Source organism: Plasticicumulans sp. (assembly GCF_035331805.1).
Classification (GTDB): domain Bacteria; phylum Pseudomonadota; class Gammaproteobacteria; order Competibacterales; family Competibacteraceae; genus Plasticicumulans.
Map to the genome: position 1 here is coordinate 1 of NZ_DAOLKE010000052.1, position 16,039 is coordinate 16,039.

The 16,039-nt window shown below is 70.0% G+C and carries 14 protein-coding genes and 1 pseudogene; 8 read left to right on the plus strand and 7 right to left on the minus strand.

The window, feature by feature from the left end; genetic code table 11:
- The 3 genes and pseudogenes from PKE44_RS05955 to clpA all read left to right on the plus strand — a co-directional run.
- Positions 1 to 306: pseudogene (locus PKE44_RS05955) on the plus strand (isocitrate lyase); the annotation flags it as partial.
- 183 nt (positions 307 to 489) lie between these two features.
- Positions 490 to 813, plus strand: a complete 324-nt coding sequence (gene clpS / locus PKE44_RS05960) for an ATP-dependent Clp protease adapter ClpS (protein ID WP_324549028.1) — start codon at positions 490 to 492, stop codon at positions 811 to 813.
- A 55-nt stretch (positions 814 to 868) separates the two neighbouring features.
- Positions 869 to 3,130 (plus strand): ATP-dependent Clp protease ATP-binding subunit ClpA, encoded by a 2,262-nt coding sequence (gene clpA, locus PKE44_RS05965; protein WP_324549030.1) that lies wholly within the window; start codon positions 869 to 871, stop codon positions 3,128 to 3,130.
- Between the two features lie 66 nt (positions 3,131 to 3,196).
- On the opposite strand, the gene infA is transcribed toward clpA, so the two are convergent.
- The 4 genes from infA to PKE44_RS05985 form a co-directional block, all read right to left on the minus strand.
- The gene (gene infA, locus PKE44_RS05970) at positions 3,197 to 3,415 is read right to left on the minus strand and encodes a translation initiation factor IF-1 (protein WP_324549032.1); all 219 of its coding nucleotides are present in this window, start codon (positions 3,413 to 3,415) and stop codon (positions 3,197 to 3,199) included.
- 164 nt (positions 3,416 to 3,579) lie between these two features.
- The gene (locus tag PKE44_RS05975) at positions 3,580 to 4,314 is read right to left on the minus strand and encodes an arginyltransferase (protein WP_324549034.1); all 735 of its coding nucleotides are present in this window, start codon (positions 4,312 to 4,314) and stop codon (positions 3,580 to 3,582) included.
- A gap of 2 nt (positions 4,315 to 4,316) precedes the next feature.
- Positions 4,317 to 5,033, minus strand: coding sequence for a leucyl/phenylalanyl-tRNA--protein transferase (gene aat / locus PKE44_RS05980; protein ID WP_324549037.1), 717 nt, complete (start codon positions 5,031 to 5,033; stop codon positions 4,317 to 4,319).
- A complete protein-coding gene (locus PKE44_RS05985; RefSeq protein WP_324549039.1) occupies positions 5,030 to 6,178 on the minus strand; it encodes a GNAT family N-acetyltransferase in 1,149 nt (382 codons plus the stop codon). The genes aat and PKE44_RS05985 overlap by 4 nt, the downstream gene beginning before the upstream one ends.
- A gap of 274 nt (positions 6,179 to 6,452) precedes the next feature.
- Between PKE44_RS05985 and PKE44_RS05990 the strand changes: the two genes are divergently transcribed.
- The 5 genes from PKE44_RS05990 (at position 6,453) to PKE44_RS06010 (ending at position 13,901) form a co-directional block, all read left to right on the plus strand.
- Positions 6,453 to 9,404 (plus strand): DNA translocase FtsK 4TM domain-containing protein, encoded by a 2,952-nt coding sequence (locus PKE44_RS05990; protein WP_324549041.1) that lies wholly within the window; start codon positions 6,453 to 6,455, stop codon positions 9,402 to 9,404.
- A gap of 233 nt (positions 9,405 to 9,637) precedes the next feature.
- Positions 9,638 to 10,267 carry an outer membrane lipoprotein chaperone LolA gene (gene lolA / locus PKE44_RS05995; protein ID WP_324549043.1) on the plus strand — a complete coding sequence of 210 codons (630 nt, stop codon included), beginning with the start codon at positions 9,638 to 9,640 and terminating at the stop codon, positions 10,265 to 10,267.
- A gap of 8 nt (positions 10,268 to 10,275) precedes the next feature.
- Positions 10,276 to 11,598, plus strand: coding sequence for a replication-associated recombination protein A (locus PKE44_RS06000; RefSeq protein ID WP_324549046.1), 1,323 nt, complete (start codon positions 10,276 to 10,278; stop codon positions 11,596 to 11,598).
- A gap of 139 nt (positions 11,599 to 11,737) precedes the next feature.
- The gene (locus tag PKE44_RS06005) at positions 11,738 to 12,547 is read left to right on the plus strand and encodes a GGDEF domain-containing protein (protein WP_324549048.1); all 810 of its coding nucleotides are present in this window, start codon (positions 11,738 to 11,740) and stop codon (positions 12,545 to 12,547) included.
- Between the two features lie 100 nt (positions 12,548 to 12,647).
- The gene (locus tag PKE44_RS06010; RefSeq protein WP_324549050.1) at positions 12,648 to 13,901 is read left to right on the plus strand and encodes an MFS transporter; all 1,254 of its coding nucleotides are present in this window, start codon (positions 12,648 to 12,650) and stop codon (positions 13,899 to 13,901) included.
- Here PKE44_RS06010 and arfB read toward each other — a convergent pair.
- From arfB to PKE44_RS06025, 3 genes are read right to left on the minus strand one after another with little or no spacing between them, the layout of a single operon-like run.
- Positions 13,898 to 14,299: an alternative ribosome rescue aminoacyl-tRNA hydrolase ArfB gene (gene arfB / locus PKE44_RS06015; protein WP_324549052.1), complete on the minus strand. Its 402-nt coding sequence runs from the start codon at positions 14,297 to 14,299 to the stop codon at positions 13,898 to 13,900. The two genes, PKE44_RS06010 and arfB, sit on opposite strands and share 4 nt — an antisense overlap.
- Positions 14,300 to 14,314: 15 nt before the next feature.
- Complete coding sequence (locus PKE44_RS06020) at positions 14,315 to 14,830, minus strand: DUF2569 family protein (protein WP_324549054.1); 516 nt, start codon at positions 14,828 to 14,830, stop codon at positions 14,315 to 14,317.
- 32 nt (positions 14,831 to 14,862) lie between these two features.
- Entirely contained in the window at positions 14,863 to 15,954 is a 1,092-nt protein-coding gene (locus tag PKE44_RS06025; protein ID WP_324549057.1) for a PHB depolymerase family esterase, read from the minus strand.
- Positions 15,955 to 16,039 lie beyond the last annotated feature (85 nt).

The window sequence follows — 16,039 nt, forward strand, 5'->3', positions numbered from 1 at the left end:
ATCGCCAAGTTCCAGCGCGAGCTGGGCGCGATGGGCTACAAGTTCCAGTTCATCACGCTGGCCGGCTTCCACAGCCTGAACTACTCGATGTTCAACCTCGCCTACGGCTACGCGCGCCAGAACATGAGCGCCTTCGTCGAGCTGCAGGAAGCCGAGTTCAAGGCCGCCGAGAAGGGCTTCACCGCCGTCAAGCACCAGCGCGAGGTCGGCACCGGCTACTTCGACTCCGTCACGCAGACGATCCAGGGCGGCCAGTCGTCCACCGTCGCGCTGAAGGGCTCGACCGAAGAAGAGCAGTTCCACTGATCCGGTCCCTCCGGGGGCGGATGCAGCACGACAGGGCAGGCGACCTCCGGGTCGCCTGCCCTTTTTTTGTCTCAGGTCAATGCAGGACGGCTCTGGAAGAATCCGTGCCGCTTCCGTATATCTAGGGGCGTGGGTCCGCACGGACCGGCGCTCCGGCAACGACAGACATCGGTTCATCCCAGCATGGCTCAGGAACACAACCCACGGCACGGCGACGGCGGACTGGCGGTCGAGAAGGCCAAGCCGGAACTGAAGCCGCCGCGCATGTACAAGGTGGTGCTGCTCAACGACGACTACACGCCGATGGAGTTCGTCGTGCACGTGCTCGAAGCGTTCTTCGGCATGAACCGCGAGCAGGCCACGCAGGTCATGTTGCATGTCCATACCCGCGGGAAGGGGGTATGTGGTGTCTATACTCGGGACATCGCCGAGACCAAGGTCGCCCAGGTCAACGCGTTCTCACGCACCCACCAGCACCCGCTGCTCTGCACCATGGAAGAAGCCTGACAAGGAAAAAGGACGTCATTGCCACCCCATTTGCTTATCGACGAGGTCGTTCACCATGTTGAGCAAGGAACTGGAGTTCACCATCAACCTCGCGTTCCGCGAGGCGAGGGATCGGCGCCATGAGTTCATGACCGTCGAGCACCTGCTGCTTGCCTTGCTCGATAACCCGTCGGCCGCCGAGGTTCTGCGCGCCTGCGGGGCCAACATGGACAAGTTGAAGAGTGATCTGCAGGGCTTCATCCGCGAGAGCACGCCGGTGCTCGCCGCCGATGATCCGCGCGAGACCCAGCCGACGCTCGGCTTCCAGCGCGTCCTGCAGCGCGCCGTGCTGCACGTGCAGTCCTCGGGCAACAAGGAGGTCACCGGTGCCAACGTGCTGGTGGCGATCTTCGGCGAGCAGGATTCGCAGGCGGTGTACTTCCTGAAGCGCCAGGACATCAGCCGGCTCGACGTCATCAACTACATCTCGCACGGGATTTCCAAGGTGTCCGACGACGGCGATCACGGCAATGCCGCCCAGAATTCCGAAGAGGAACCCGGCGAGCAGCCGAGCGGCCGGCCGCTCGACAACTACGCCAGCAACCTCAACGAGATGGCCCGTCAGGGGCGCATCGATCCGCTGATCGGCCGGGCCGAGGAAGTCGAGCGCACGATCCAGATCCTCTGCCGGCGGCGCAAGAACAACCCGCTGTTCGTCGGCGAGGCCGGCGTCGGCAAGACCGCGATCGCCGAAGGACTCGCGAAGCTGATCGTCGAGGGCAAGGTGCCCGACGTGCTGAAGAAGGCGACGATCTACTCGCTCGACCTCGGCTCGCTGGTCGCCGGCACCAAGTATCGGGGCGACTTCGAGAAGCGCCTGAAGGCGGTGCTGACGCAGCTGCGCAAGGAGCGCAACGCCGTGCTGTTCATCGACGAGATCCACACCGTCATCGGCGCCGGTGCGGCCTCGGGCGGAGTCATGGACGCCTCGAACCTGATCAAGCCGGCGCTCGCCTCCGGTGACCTGAAGTGCATCGGCTCGACGACCTACCAGGAATACCGCGGCATCTTCGAGAAGGATCGCGCGCTGGCACGGCGCTTCCAGAAGATCGACGTGCCGGAGCCTTCGGTCGAGGAGACCTACCAGATCCTGAAGGGCCTGAAGCCGCGCTTCGAGGAACACCACGACGTCAAGTACGCACCGAAGGCGCTGCGTGCCGCGGCCGAGCTGTCGGCGCGCTACATCAATGACCGCCACCTGCCGGACAAGGCGATCGATGTCATCGACGAGGCCGGCGCCAGCCAGCGGCTGCTGACGCCGAACCGGCGCAAGAAGGTCATCGGCGTGCCCGAGATCGAGGCCATCGTCGCCAAGATCGCGCGCATCCCGCCGAAGAGCGTCTCGGCTTCCGACAAGGACACGCTGAAGAACCTCGACCGCAACCTGAAGCTGGTCGTCTACGGCCAGGATCAGGCGATCGGGGCGCTGTCGAACGCGATCAAGATGGCGCGCTCCGGGCTTGGCAACGAGATGAAGCCGATCGGTGCCTTCCTGTTCGCCGGCCCGACCGGCGTCGGCAAGACCGAGGTCACGCGCCAGCTCGCCAAGGCGCTCGGCATCGAGCTGCTGCGCTTCGACATGTCCGAGTACATGGAGCGGCACACGGTGTCACGGCTGATCGGCGCACCGCCCGGCTACGTCGGCTTCGACCAGGGCGGCCTGCTGACCGATGCGATCCTGAAGCACCCGCATGCCGTGCTGCTGCTCGACGAGATCGAGAAGGCGCACCCGGACGTGTTCAACCTGCTGCTGCAGGTCATGGATCACGGCACGCTGACCGACAACAACGGCCGCAAGGCGGATTTCCGCAACGTCATCCTGGTCATGACCACCAACGCCGGTGCGGACCAGATCGAGCGCTCCGGCATCGGCTTCACGACCGAGGATCACTCGACCGACAGCCTCGAAGTCATCAAGCGCATGTTCTCGCCGGAGTTCCGCAACCGCCTCGATGCAATCATCCAGTTCAAGGCGCTGGAGAGCGACACGATCGGCCACGTCGTCGACAAGTTCATCATCGAGCTCGAAGCGCAGCTGGTTGCCAAGCACGTGACGCTGGAAGTCTCCGGCGCCGCCCGCGCCTGGCTCGCCGTGCGCGGCTACGACCGCAAGATGGGCGCCCGGCCGATGGCGCGCGTGATCCAGGAGCACATCAAGAAGCCGCTGGCCGAGGAACTGCTGTTCGGACGCCTCGCCTCGGGCGGGCACGTGCTGATCGATGCCGACGGTGACGGGCTGGTGATCGATTTCGCCGAGGCGACGGCGGAAGTGAGCTGACCGGACCGGCGCTGACGCCGCGTGCTGCACCGGACCGGCGGGGGCGACCCTGCCGGTTCTTGTTTTTCAGCGGCCGCGATAGGTGATGCGGCCCTTCGACAGGTCGTACGGCGTCAGTTCGACGCGGACCTTGTCGCCGGTCAGGATGCGGATGTAGTGCTTGCGCATGCGGCCGGAAATGTGGGCGGTGACGACGTGGCCGTTTTCGAGCTGTACGCGGAACATCGTGTTCGGAAGGGTCTCGATGACCGTTCCTTCCATTTCGATATGGTCTTCTTTCGACATCAGGACTCTCTGGCAGGGGGAAAAGCGGCGGTGAGGGCGATCGGTCGGTGCGGTCGGTCTGGTGCGGCGCGCCAAAATAGCCAAACGGCCCTTCAGCATCAAGGACCGGCAGCACGGGACAGGGTGAATTCGTACGCGAGGGTGGACGGTCGCGGCCGGGCGGTTCAGCGGACAGGCGTTTCGGGCGGGGAGCGCCAGTCGCCGTTGATGAAGACCTCGCAGGGCCGGAAGCGCGTCTTGTAGTTCATCTTGCGGCAGCCGGCAATCCAGTATCCGAGGTAGACGTAGGCCAGACCGCGGCGGCGCGCCTCCTCGATCTGCCAGAGGATCGCCGCGGTGCCGGGTGCCCGCGCTTCGGCCGCGGGATCGTAATACGTGTAGACCGCCGACAGTCCGTCCCCGAGCACGTCGACGACCGCGACCGCCAGCAGCCGGCCGTCGGCGTCGCGGAATTCGGCGAGGAAGGTCCGGCTCCAGCTGGAACGGATGAAGCCGAGGTAGCTGTCGGGGGTGGCATCGTCCATGCCGCCGTCCGGGTGGCGCAGCGCCAGGTAGCGGGCGAACAGCTGGAAGTGCTCCTCGCGCAGCACCGGTTCGACCAGGCTGACCTGCAGGTCGAGGTTGCGGGCCTGCGTGCGCCGCTGGGAGCGGTTCGGCTGGAACTGCCGGACCGGGATGCGCAGCGACTGGCAGGCGTGGCAGCCCTGGCAGTGCGGCCGGTAGACGTGCTCGCCGCTGCGCCGGAAACCGTGCAGCACCAGCGCCGAGTACAGCGTGTCGCAGACGGCGAGCGGGTCGGCGACGAGGTTGCGCGCCGTGTGGCCGGCCAGATAGCTGCACGGATGCGCATCGGTCAGGAACAGCCGCAGGCTGCCGAGTTCGGAGCGCGGAGCGGCCATCGTCAGCCGGCTCCGGGCGCTGCTTCGGCCGGCAGCGTCCACGGCGTGGCCGGCAGCAGGCGGTGGACGTGCTCGTGCAGCAGCTTCAGGAACTCGGCGCGTGGCAGGCTCTGCGCGCCGAGGCTCAGCAGATGGCCGGTTTCGAGCTGGCAGTCGATGAAGCCGAAGCCGCGCTGCACCAGCAGCCGGCCGAGATGCACGAGCGCGACCTTGGACGCATCGTTCATGCGGCTGAACATCGATTCGCCGAAGAACACGCCGCCGAGCGCGACGCCATACAGCCCGCCGACCAGACGCTCGCCGTGCCAGGTCTCGATCGAATGCGCGTAGCCGAGCACGTGCAGCCGGCAGTAGGCCTCGCGCATCTCACGGGTGATCCAGGATTCCGGGGCCTCCGGTCGCGGTGCGGCGCATTCGGCGATCACGCACGCGAAGGCGCGATCGACCGTGACCGTGTAGCGACCGCTGCGCAGCACCTTGCGCAGGCTGTGCGAGACCCGGATGCGGTCGGGCAGGAAGATCGTGCGCGGGTCCGGTGACCACCACAGGATCGGCTGGCCCTTGCCGTACCACGGGAAGATGCCCTGCCGGTAGCCGTTCAGCAGCCGGGCCGGCGCCAGGCTGCCGCCGGCGGCGAGCAGGCCGTTCGGCTCGACCAGCGCCGCCTCGGCGGGCGGAAACGGCTGGTTCGGATTGCGGGCGTCGAGCCAGGCGATCATGCCGCGGCCTCGCCGCTGCGATACGGCAGCCGTGCGGTGAGCTCGCGCGCGTACTCGACGATGGCCGGGCGCTCGCGATGCAGGAAGGCGTCGATCGCCTGACGGAAGCCCGGATGTGCGACCCAGTGCGCCGAGTGCGTCAGCACCGGTTCGAAGCCGCGCGCCACCTTGTGCTCGCCCTGCGCGCCGGGTTCGAAGCGTGTCAGCCCGTGCTCGATGCAGTGCTCGATACCCTGGTAGTAACAGGCTTCGAAGTGCAGCGCGTCGAAGGACTCGGCGCAGCCCCAGTGGCGGCCATACAGCGTGCGTGCGCCGGCGTAGCTGATCGCGGCGGCGACGATGTCATGCCCGCGCCGGGCAAGCACCAGCAGCACGCGTTCGCCGAGCGTGCGGCCGATCTCCAGGAAGAACGGCAGGCTCATCGGGGCCGGACAGCCGCGCTGCTCGAAGGTGTTGCGGTAGAAGCGGTGGAAGACCCGCCACTGCGCCTCGCTGACGGCATTCCCGGGCAGGCGTTCGAGTTCGAGGCCGGCCTCGCGCACGCGCCGGCGTTCCTGGCGCAGGTTCTTGCGCTTCTTGGCCGAGAAGGCGTCGAGGAAATCGTCGAAATCGCGGTAGCCGCGATCCTGCCAGTGGAACTGGCAGCCGAGCCGGTGCGTGAGCCCGGCCGCCGCCAGGGATTCGAGTTCACCGGCCTGCGGGAACAGCACGTGCAGCGTCGAGCAGCCGAGTCCGGCGGCGAGCTCGCGCGCCCCTTCGGCAAGCAGCGCCATGACCGCGCCGGCATCGGCACCGGCGGCGACCAGCAGCCGCTGGCCGGTCGCCGGCGTGTGCGGGATCGCCGCCACCAGCTTCGGGTAATAGCGCAGGCCGTTGCGGTGGTAGGCATCGGCCCAGCCCCAGTCGAACACGAACTCGCCCCAGGAGTCGGTCTTCAGGAACAGCGGACACCCCCCGAGCAGGCGGCCGTCATCGTCGCGCACGCTCAGCGGTCGCGGTTGCCAGTGCGTGCCGGGGCCGGTGACGCCGTGGTTTTCGAGCGCGACGAGAAACGCATGCTGAAGAAAGGGGTCTTCGTCGCGGACCAGGGTGTTCCACTCGGCAGCGGGCAGCTCGCGGAAGGATTCGTGGCAGCGCAGGTGCATGCTCTTGGGGGGCTCGTGTGACCGGTGCCGCTTCGACGCGCCGGGCGCGGCGAAGTTTGACACCCGATTCCAAGCTTAGGGGCAAGTCGACGGCCGCGCACGTGGTGCGCGCTTTGCCAGCACCGGGGCGGGATGGGACAATGCATCCCCTCATCACCCCTCCGGCTGCTCCGCCGCCCTGCCGTCCGCTTCGACGCGCCTTGCGCGGCACGGACCCATCCCCAGATCGCTTCACACAGGTGGCAGCTTGGCTCAGCAGGCACGCAGAAAAAACGTGACGCCCGCGGGCGTCAAGATCGTCCGTCACATCAGCCATGGCCTGCGCGAGATCGGCTTCCTGCTGCTCGCGACCGTGGCGGCCTTCCTGTTCATCGCACTGGCCTCGTACGTGCCGGCCGATCCGGCCTGGACGCATACCGGCACCAGTGCACCGATGAACCTCGGCGGCGTGGCCGGCGCGTGGTTTGCCGACATCGCGCTGTACTTCTTCGGCTACCCCGCCTACCTGTTCCCGCTCGGCCTGGTGTTCGCGGGCTGGCGGCTGTTCAAGCGCAACGGCCTTGCCGAGATCGACGCCGAGATCATCGTGTTCCGTACCGTCGGCTTTCTGGTCACGGTCGGCACCGGCTGCGGACTGGCCGCCCTGCACCTGCAGCCCGGAGCCCTGCGCGGCAGTGCCGGCGGCATCGTCGGCGATCTGTGCGGGCACGGGCTGATCAACGCCTTCGGACCCGGTGGCGGCACGCTGTTCCTGGCCGCGCTGTTCCTCGCCGGCGTGACGCTGGCCTCGGGGCTGTCGTGGCTGTCGCTGGTCGATCTGATCGGCAAGTCGATCTGGGATGTCGCGGCGCTGTTCGCCCGGGCCGGCAGCTGGGTTGCCGGGCGCATCGCTCCGCGCCGGGGCGAAGCCGGCGACGATGAGCCGCAGCAGCAGGGCAGGGCGCCCGAGCTGCCGCTGGCCGGCGGCCGGCAGGAGCCGGTACTGGTTGCAGAGCTGCCGCCGCAGGCGCCGCCTGCGCCGGTGTCGAAGCCGGTCGCGGAACCGGAAAAACCTGCCACCGGCAGCGACGGCCCGGCCGAGCCGGCCACCGCCGGCAAGCGCGGCCGGATCGAACCGTCCTTCGATGCGACGACGGCTCCGTGGGACCTCGTGGAGGACGACGAGCCGAAGCCGCCGCTGCCCGCGACCCGGGTGTCCGGGTCGCCGCTGCGCCCGGCACCGCTCCTCGACGATGACGAGGACGACGGTCCGGACACAGCGGCGCGGGTGGCAGCCCCGGTGACGGTGAACACCGGAGCGCCCGGTCCGGATACGGATCAGGATCCGGAACCGGACGACGACGAGGTGCCGCAGGCACAGCTCGTGTCGCAGGCCGCCGGTGCGCGCGCGCCGCGGCCGGTTGTGATGGCGGCGGACGAGGAGGAGGAGGGTGGGGATGGCGGATCATCGCCGGCTCCGGCACCGGTGCCGGACGCTGCCGAACTGGTGATCGGCGCGCGCCGCAATGCGCCGATCGAGGGGCCGGTGACCCAGCCGGTGGCTGCAGCGGCGCCGATCCCGCTCCCGGCACCGGCCCCGGTTCCCCTGCCGGCACCTGCGGCCGCCGCGCCCGTGGCGGTTCCGGCGGCTGCGCCGCGACCGCAGCCGCCGGCGCGTGCCGAAGGCGTGTCCGAGGCTGCGGCGGCGCTGTTCGGGCTGCGGCCGAAGCGCGAGGTGCTCGATCCGCTGCCGCCGCTCGAACTTCTGGACCTGCCGCGCGAGCAGGCCGCCGGCTACTCGCCGGAGGCGCTCGACGGCATGTCGCGTCAGGTCGAGTCCAAGCTCGCCGAGTTCGGCGTCGACGTGACCGTCGTCAACGTCGAACCGGGGCCGGTGGTCACGCGCTTCGAGCTCGACCTCGCCCCCGGCGTCAAGGTCAGCCAGATCAGCAATCTCGCCAAGGACGTGGCGCGCGGGCTGTCGGTGGTCAGCGTGCGCGTCGTCGAGGTCATCCCCGGCAAGTCAGTGATCGGACTGGAGATTCCGAACCGGCGCCGGCAGATCGTGTCGCTGCGCGAGATCATCGCCGCGCCGGTCTGGCAGGGAGCGGGTTCGCCGCTGACGGTCGCGCTCGGCCACGACATCGGTGGCCGGCCGGTGGTCGGCAACCTCGCCAAGATGCCGCACGTGCTGGTGGCCGGCACGACCGGCTCCGGCAAGTCGGTGGCGGTCAACTGCATGCTGATCAGCATGCTGTACAAGGCGGGCGCCGAGCAGCTGCGCCTGATCCTGATCGACCCGAAGATGCTGGAGCTGTCGATCTACGAGGGCATCCCGCACCTGCTGGCGCCGGTGGTCACCGACATGAAGGACGCCGCCAACGCGCTGCGCTGGTGCGTCGCCGAGATGGAGCGCCGCTACCGGCTGATGGCGGCGCTGCGCGTGCGCAACATCGCCGGCTTCAACAAGCAGGTCTCCGAGGCCATCGAACTCGGCGAGCCGATCCCGGACCCGCTGTGGAAGAACGAGGACAGCCTCGATCCCGAACGGCCGCTGCTCGAACCGCTGCCCTACGTGGTCGTGGTCATCGACGAGCTGGCCGACATGATGATGATCGTCGGCAAGAAGGTCGAAGAGCTGATCGCGCGGCTGGCGCAGAAGGCGCGCGCCGCCGGCATCCACCTGATCCTCGCCACGCAGCGGCCGTCGGTCGACGTGATCACCGGCCTGATCAAGGCCAACATCCCGACGCGCATCGCGCTGACCGTCGCCTCGAAGATCGACTCGCGCACGATCCTCGACCAGATGGGCGCCGAAGCCCTGCTCGGCCACGGCGACATGCTCTACCTGCCCCCCGGCACCGGCTTCCCGCAGCGCGTGCACGGGGCCTTCGTCGACGATCACGAGGTCAATGCCGTCGTCGAGTACCTGAAGCAGACTGGCGAGCCCGACTACGTGACCGGCATCCTCGATGAGCCGGTGGATGGAGCCGCCTTCCCGGGCGATCCGCTGGCTGGCGGGGGCGGTGACAGCGACGGCGACAGCGATCCGCTGTACGACCAGGCCGTGCGCATCGTCGTCGAGAGCCGCCGCGCCTCGGTCTCCGGCGTGCAGCGGCGGCTGAAGATCGGCTACAACCGCGCCGCGCGGCTGGTCGAGGAGATGGAGCGCGCCGGCATTGTCGGGCCGATCCAGTCCAACGGCTCGCGCGAGGTGCTGGTCGGCGGCGCCCAGGCCGATGCCTGATACCGATCACACGTAAACGCATAAACGCATGGTTTTTCTCCCCCTCTCCCCAACCCCTCTCCCACGAGGGGCGAGGGGCTGAAAAGCGAAGCGTGCTGATGTGATCGGTATGAGCACTCCGGCCGCCGGTTTGTCGCGATCCGGTAACGGCGGCGCACCGGCGGCCGGCGCCGCGGTCGATACCGCAGCCGCGCAGCTGTGCGGTCCGTGTTCCCTGTTCGTCGAGGCCTGTCATGTCCCTGCTGTCCAGACTTCCCGCCGGCCTGCTGCTCGCATGCGCGCTGCTGCTGAGCGCGCCGGCGCGCGCCGAGCCATCGGTCACGCAGTACTTCCACGACCTGCAGTCGCTGCAGGCCGGCTTCACGCAGCGCGTCAGCGATGCGCAGGGGCGGATCGTGCAGGAATCGGCCGGTTCGATGGCGATGCAGAAGCCCGGGCGCTTCCGCTGGGATTACACGGCGCCGAGCCCGCAGACCATCGTCGCCGATGGTCAGCGCCTGTGGGTGCATGACCCCGGCCTCGACCAGGTCACCGTGCGCCCGCTCGATGCCGCGCTCGGCGGCACACCGCTGGCGCTGCTGTCGGGGGCCGCACCGATCGAGGATGTGTTCAAGGTCGGGCCGGTGCAGAACCGCGGCGGCCTGAGCTGGTATCTGCTGACGCCGAAGGACGACGGCAGCGACTTCAAGGCGCTGCGCGTCGGCTTTCGCGGCGACACGCTGGCCGCGCTCGAACTGGAGGATGCGCTCGGCGGGCGCACGCGCGTCGAGTTCAGCCATCTGCAGCGCAACGGCCGCGTCGATCCGGCGCAGTTCCGCTTCACGCCGCCGCCCGGCACCGACGTGATCGGCGACGCCGGCTGAACCCGACGATGACGACCGGCGCAGACGGTGCAGATCCGCGTCCGCTCGCCGACCGGCTGCGCCCGCAGCGGCTCGACGAGCTGGTCGGCCAGACGCATCTGTTCGCGCCGGGCCGGCCGCTGCGCGTCGCGCTCGAAGCCGGCCGGCCGCATTCGATGGTGCTCTGGGGCCCGCCCGGCACCGGCAAGACCACGCTGGCGCGGCTGATCGCCGGGCATTGCGACGCGCACTTCATCGCGCTGTCGGCGGTGCTCGCCGGCGTCAAGGAGGTGCGCGCCGCGGTCGAGGAGGCGCAGGCCGTGCGTGCGCGCGAGGCGCGCGCAACGGTGCTGTTCGTCGACGAGGTGCACCGCTTCAACAAGGCGCAGCAGGATGCCTTCCTGCCCTTCGTCGAGGACGGCACCGTCACCTTCGTCGGCGCGACCACCGAAAATCCGAGCTTTGCGCTGAACAACGCGCTGCTGTCGCGGGCGCGTGTCTATGTGCTGAAGCGCCTCGAAGCCGCCGAACTCGGCGCGCTGATCGACCGCGCGCTCGCCGATGCGCAGCACGGCCTCGGCGGTCGCGGACTGGTCGCCGACGCGCCGACGCGCGAGCGGCTGGTGCTCGCCGCCGACGGCGATGGCCGGCGCCTGCTCGGGCTGCTGGAGCTGGCGGCGGAGCTGGCCGAGGCCGAAGGCAGAGGCTTCGCCGACGCGGTCATCGAAGTCGTGCAGGGCGGCGTGCGCCGCTTCGATCGCGGCGGCGATCTGTTCCATGACCAGATCTCGGCGCTGCACAAGGCCGTGCGAGGCTCGGCGCCGGATGCGGCGCTGTACTGGCTGGCGCGCATGATCGACGGCGGCTGCGAGCCGCTGTATCTGGCGCGGCGCATCGTGCGCATGGCGAGCGAGGACATCGGCAACGCCGATCCGCGGGCGCTGCGCCTGGCGCTCGATGCCGCCGAAACCTTCGAGCGCCTCGGCAGTCCCGAGGGCGAACTCGCACTCGCGCAGGCCGTCGTGTATCTCGCCTGCGCCGCCAAGAGCAACGCCGTCTACACCGCCTGGCAGGGCGCGCTCGCCGATGCCCGCAGCCATGGCACGCTCGAAGTCCCCGAGCACCTGCGCAACGCACCGACGAAGCTGATGAAATCCCTGGGCTACGGCCGGCGCTACCGCTACGCGCACGACGAACCCGACGCCTACGCCGCCGGTGAGACCTATCTGCCGGATGCACTCGCCGGCCGCCGCTATTACGATCCGGTGCCGCGCGGCCTCGAGATCCGCATCCGCGAGAAGCTCGAACGCCTGCGCGAACTCGACCGGCTGGCCCGCGAGGGTCGGGACTGATACCGGTCACACGTAAGCGCATGGTTTTTCTCCCCCTCTCCACAACCCCTCTCCCACGAGGGGCGAGGGGCTGAAAAGCGCAGCGTTCCGGTGTGATTGGCATGAAAGCCCGGCTTCTCCCCGACAAGGACGTTTGATGATGCTGACCCGACTGCTGCGCCATCCGCTGGGCGTGCCCGCCGGCACGCTGGCGATCACCGTGCTCGCGATCCTCGCCTCGACCACGCTGCTGTGGCTGAGCAGCCGGCTGCTGCCGTGGTGGCCGGTGCCGATGTCGTTCGGGCTGAAGCTGACGATGCTGCTGACGGCGCTGGTGGCGCTGCCGTTCGCGTGGGCGCTGCTGTCGCTGCTGCAGCGTGCCGAGCAGCTGCGCGAGCAGCTGCAGCGCATCGCCGCTTTCGATGAGCTGACCGGCGCCTATACGCGCCGGCAGTTCTCGGTGCTCGCGCAATCGGCGCTGGCGCGGCTGACGGCGAGTGGTGGCTGCGCCTCGCTGCTGGTCGTCGATGCCGACTGGTTCAAGGCGATCAACGACCGCCACGGCCACGTCGGCGGCGATGCCGTGCTGCAGCACCTCGGTCAGCAACTGCTCGCCCAGTTCGGGGTGGACGCGCTGGTCGGGCGCTACGGCGGCGAGGAGTTCCTGGTGCTGCTGCCGGACGCCGGGCCGGCGATGGCCTGCCGCGAGGCACATGCGCTGCGCCTGCGCGTCGCCGGGCTGCGGATTCCGGCCCGCGACGGCGGTCCCATCGCGGTCACGGTCAGCATCGGGGTCGCCAGCGCGTCGGGAACGACGCTGGCACTCGGTGCGCTGTACCGCGCCGCCGATGCCGCGCTGTATCGCGCCAAGCACGAAGGCCGCGACCGGGTCGCGCAGGCGGGCGGGCCGCTCGGTCCGCACTGCCTGAGCTGTACCGGCGCGCCGGCCTGCCGGCACGAGGACCCCTGAACGGGCGGAGCCGGGCATCGCCGTGAACCCGGCCGGCGCGGCCGGCGTGCGACACTGCGCAGCCCGCCCGGCTTGCCGGGCCGACCGGATTGTCCCGCCGATGACCGAAACCCACGCCGCCCCCGGCCTGTCGCGCCTGCGCTGGCGCATGTACGCGCTGCTCGTCGGGGCTTACGTGCTCGTGTACTTCCACCGCATGGCGCCCGGCGTCGTCGCCGGCGAACTGCAGCAGGCCTTCGAGGCCAGCGCCGCGGCGCTCGGCGGGCTCGCCGCCGCGTACTTCTACATCTACGCCGCGATGCAGCTGCCGGCCGGCGTGCTCGCCGACACCTGGGGCACGCGCCGCACCGTCGTCGCCGGCAGCATCGTCGCCGCGCTCGGGGCCGTGCTGTTCGCAAGCGCCGGCAGCCTCGCGCAGGCCACGCTCGGGCGGCTGGCGATCGGTGCCGGCGTCTCGGTCGTGTTCGTCGGCCTGATGAAGTTCAACGCCGTCTGGTTCGAGGGCCGCCACTACGGCAAGGTCGCCGGCCTGACGCTGCTGATCGGCAACCTCGGCTCGATCGCCGCCGCCGGGCCGCTGGCCGGGCTGCTGGCGCTGGTCGGCTGGCGCGAGGTGTTCACGGCGGTCGGCGTGCTGTCGCTCGGGCTGGCGCTGCTGACCTGGCGCTACGTGCGCGACCGCCCCGAGGACGCCGGTCTGCCGCCGCTGCACGCGCTGCCGCCGGCCGCCGCCCGGCCGCACTGGTCGAAGGAACTCGCCGCCGTGCTGCGCGAGCGCCGGCTCTGGCCGGTGGTCTTGGTGCAGTTCGGCATGATCGGCGGCTTCTACGCCTTCGTCGGCCTCTGGGCCGTGCCCTTGCTCGAACGCGCCCACGGCCTTGCGCGACCGGCCGCGGCCGCCCATGTGACGACGGCGCTCGCGGTGTTCGCGCTCGGTTCGCTGACGCTCGGCGGACTGTCGGACCGGCTCGGGCGGCGCAAGCCGGTGCTGGTCGGAGCGGTCGGGCTGTATCTGCTCGCGTGTCTTGCGCTCGCGGCAGCGCCGTGGACCCCAGGCGGCGGCGGGCATGCGCTGTTCGCAGCCCTCGGCCTCGGCGCCGCCGGGCTGACGATCACCTTCCCGCTCGGGCGCGAACTCGGGCCGCCGGCGCTCGCCGGCATGGCGATCAGCGTCGTCAACAGCGGCGCGTTCCTCGGCACGGCGCTGATGCAGCCCTTGTTCGGCGCGCTGGTCGATCGCAGCGGCGGTTTCGCGGCCGGGCTGTGGCTGCTCGCCGCCGGTGCCGGGCTGGCACTGGCGGCGGCGCTGGCCTGTACCGAAACGCGCTGTCGCAACCTCGCCGCCGCCCGCTAGTCGCCGGGAGGCGCGCGCAGCGCCTTGATCCGGCCGCGATGCTGCTTGGCATCGAGCCGGCGCTCACGGGCGGCGCGGCTCGGCTGCGTCGGCCGGCGCGGTTTCGGTGCCGTCCAGACCGAGCGGATCAGCGCCTGCAGGCGCGCGAGCGCATCGGCACGGTTGTCGGCCTGCGAACGGTGGCGCTGGGCCTTGATGACGATGATGCCGCCGGCGTGGATGCGCGCATCGCGCAGGCGCAGCAGCCGCGCCTTGACCGCCTCGGGCAGCGACGAGGCGCCGATGTCGAAGCGCAGCTGCACGGCGGTCTCGACCTTGTTGACGTTCTGGCCGCCCGGCCCCTGCGCGCGGATCGGCCGGAAGTCGAGTTCGGCCTCGGGCAGGTCAGGGATGTGCATGCCGGACACCGGACTTCAGAGCACGAAGGTCGCGCGCACGCGCTTCGAGCGCAGCAGGTACGGCACCCAGATCGCGACCGCGACCGCCGGTGCGACCAGCGCATCGACCAGCGTTTCCGTGGTGGGCGGCGGAATCATCGGGATCAGCCCGGTGGCCGCCTGGTCGGTGATCGCGAACAGCAGCGACCAGACGAACAGGCCGATGATCACGGCCGGTGCCCGCCGCGAGCGGCGCAGGAACAGCCACAGCGCCAGCAGCGCGAGCAGCAGCGTCAGGCCGTTGCCGGCGGTTTCGGCGACGATCAGCGGTGCCCACAGCGGGTGATAGACCGGTTGGCCGGGCTCGGTCAGCTGCTCCCAGACGCCGGGCATCAGCACCGGCTGCAGCATCCCGTACGTCGACCAGGCCACGCGCAGCGGCGTCAGCACCAGCCCGAGCAGCATCAGCAGCAGCCAGCCGCCGATGCCGGCCGGGGTTTCGGGGTCGAAGGCCGGCGTGACGGCCGGCAGGGAATCGCGGGGGCTCGGCATCGGGGTGTCCGGAGGTCTGGGCAGGGCGGGCTTCAGTGTGGCTGCTCGCCGCTGATGCGCGCGATCATCCGGCGCACGGCGAGCATCTGCGGACCGTTCTTCTCGGCGTACTGCGTGCTGTCGTAGGCCCACCAGTCCCAGCAGCCCTTCGGATTGGCCGACGTGACCCCGAACAGGTCGCCCGGCAGCTCCGGGCCGCGCCGGGTCTGCGGATACAGCACGATGAAGTCATTGGCATCGGCCCAGCGGTTGTAGCCGGCGTGCTCGGCGAAGGTCGTGCCGTAGCGGGCCGGCTGATTATTCGCATCCACGTACAGGAAGTCCGCGAACTGGCGGCAGCCGTGGAAGGCGACGTGCAGCCGGCAGCGGCGCGCCCCGTCCTCGCAGGCCTGCGGCACGTAGACCCAGCCGGTGCTGCCGAGGCTGTGTGCGGCCGGGAAGCTGCTGAACTCGTTCTGTTCAAAGGGCGTCAGGCGGCCGCCCGGTGCGGTGGCTGCCGGCGGCTGCAGCGGCCCGTGGATCCACTGCAGCAGCTCGCCGGCGCCGTCGAAATCGCAGTCGCTGATGTACGGGTCGCCCTTGATCGTGCAGTCGTTGCCGAAGTCGGTGGTCGGCATCGTGTGCTCGGCGCGCACGCTGCTGACGCGCGTGATCGAGGCGGCCGGCACGAAGGCCCGGTAATACTGTTCCAGCGCATCGCCAACCTTCGGCACGACGGTCGAGTCGATGCTGCCGGTGAAGATCCACACGCGCTGCGCGGCCAGGCCCGCGACCGGATCGATCGCGCCGCTGCGCGCCCGGCGCTTGGTCAGCGACACCAGATCGGCGACGCGGATCGGACGCTTGCCGGCCATGCACACGTCGAGCGCGGTCGTGATGCTGGCGTTGGCGCAACCATACGGGCCGCCGGCGACGACGCCGACCCCGTGCACGATCCCCGAATAGGCGACCGCGAACTGCACGGCCATGTAGCCGCCGGAGGAAATCCCCGATACCGACACACTGGCCGGGTCGACGTTGTAGCGGCGCAGCGGTTCGGCCGTGCCGGTGGCGGCGTGCGCGAGCAGGGCCAGCGTGGCGAGTGCAGCAGCGAGCGTGCGCAGGCGGGGCAGGAGAGCATTCATGCCGGGGTCCTCATTCGACGGCGACAGGGGCGGGCATCGCCGCACCGGGGGGCGCGCGGCGCACGTCAGGGGATTTCGGGTTCAG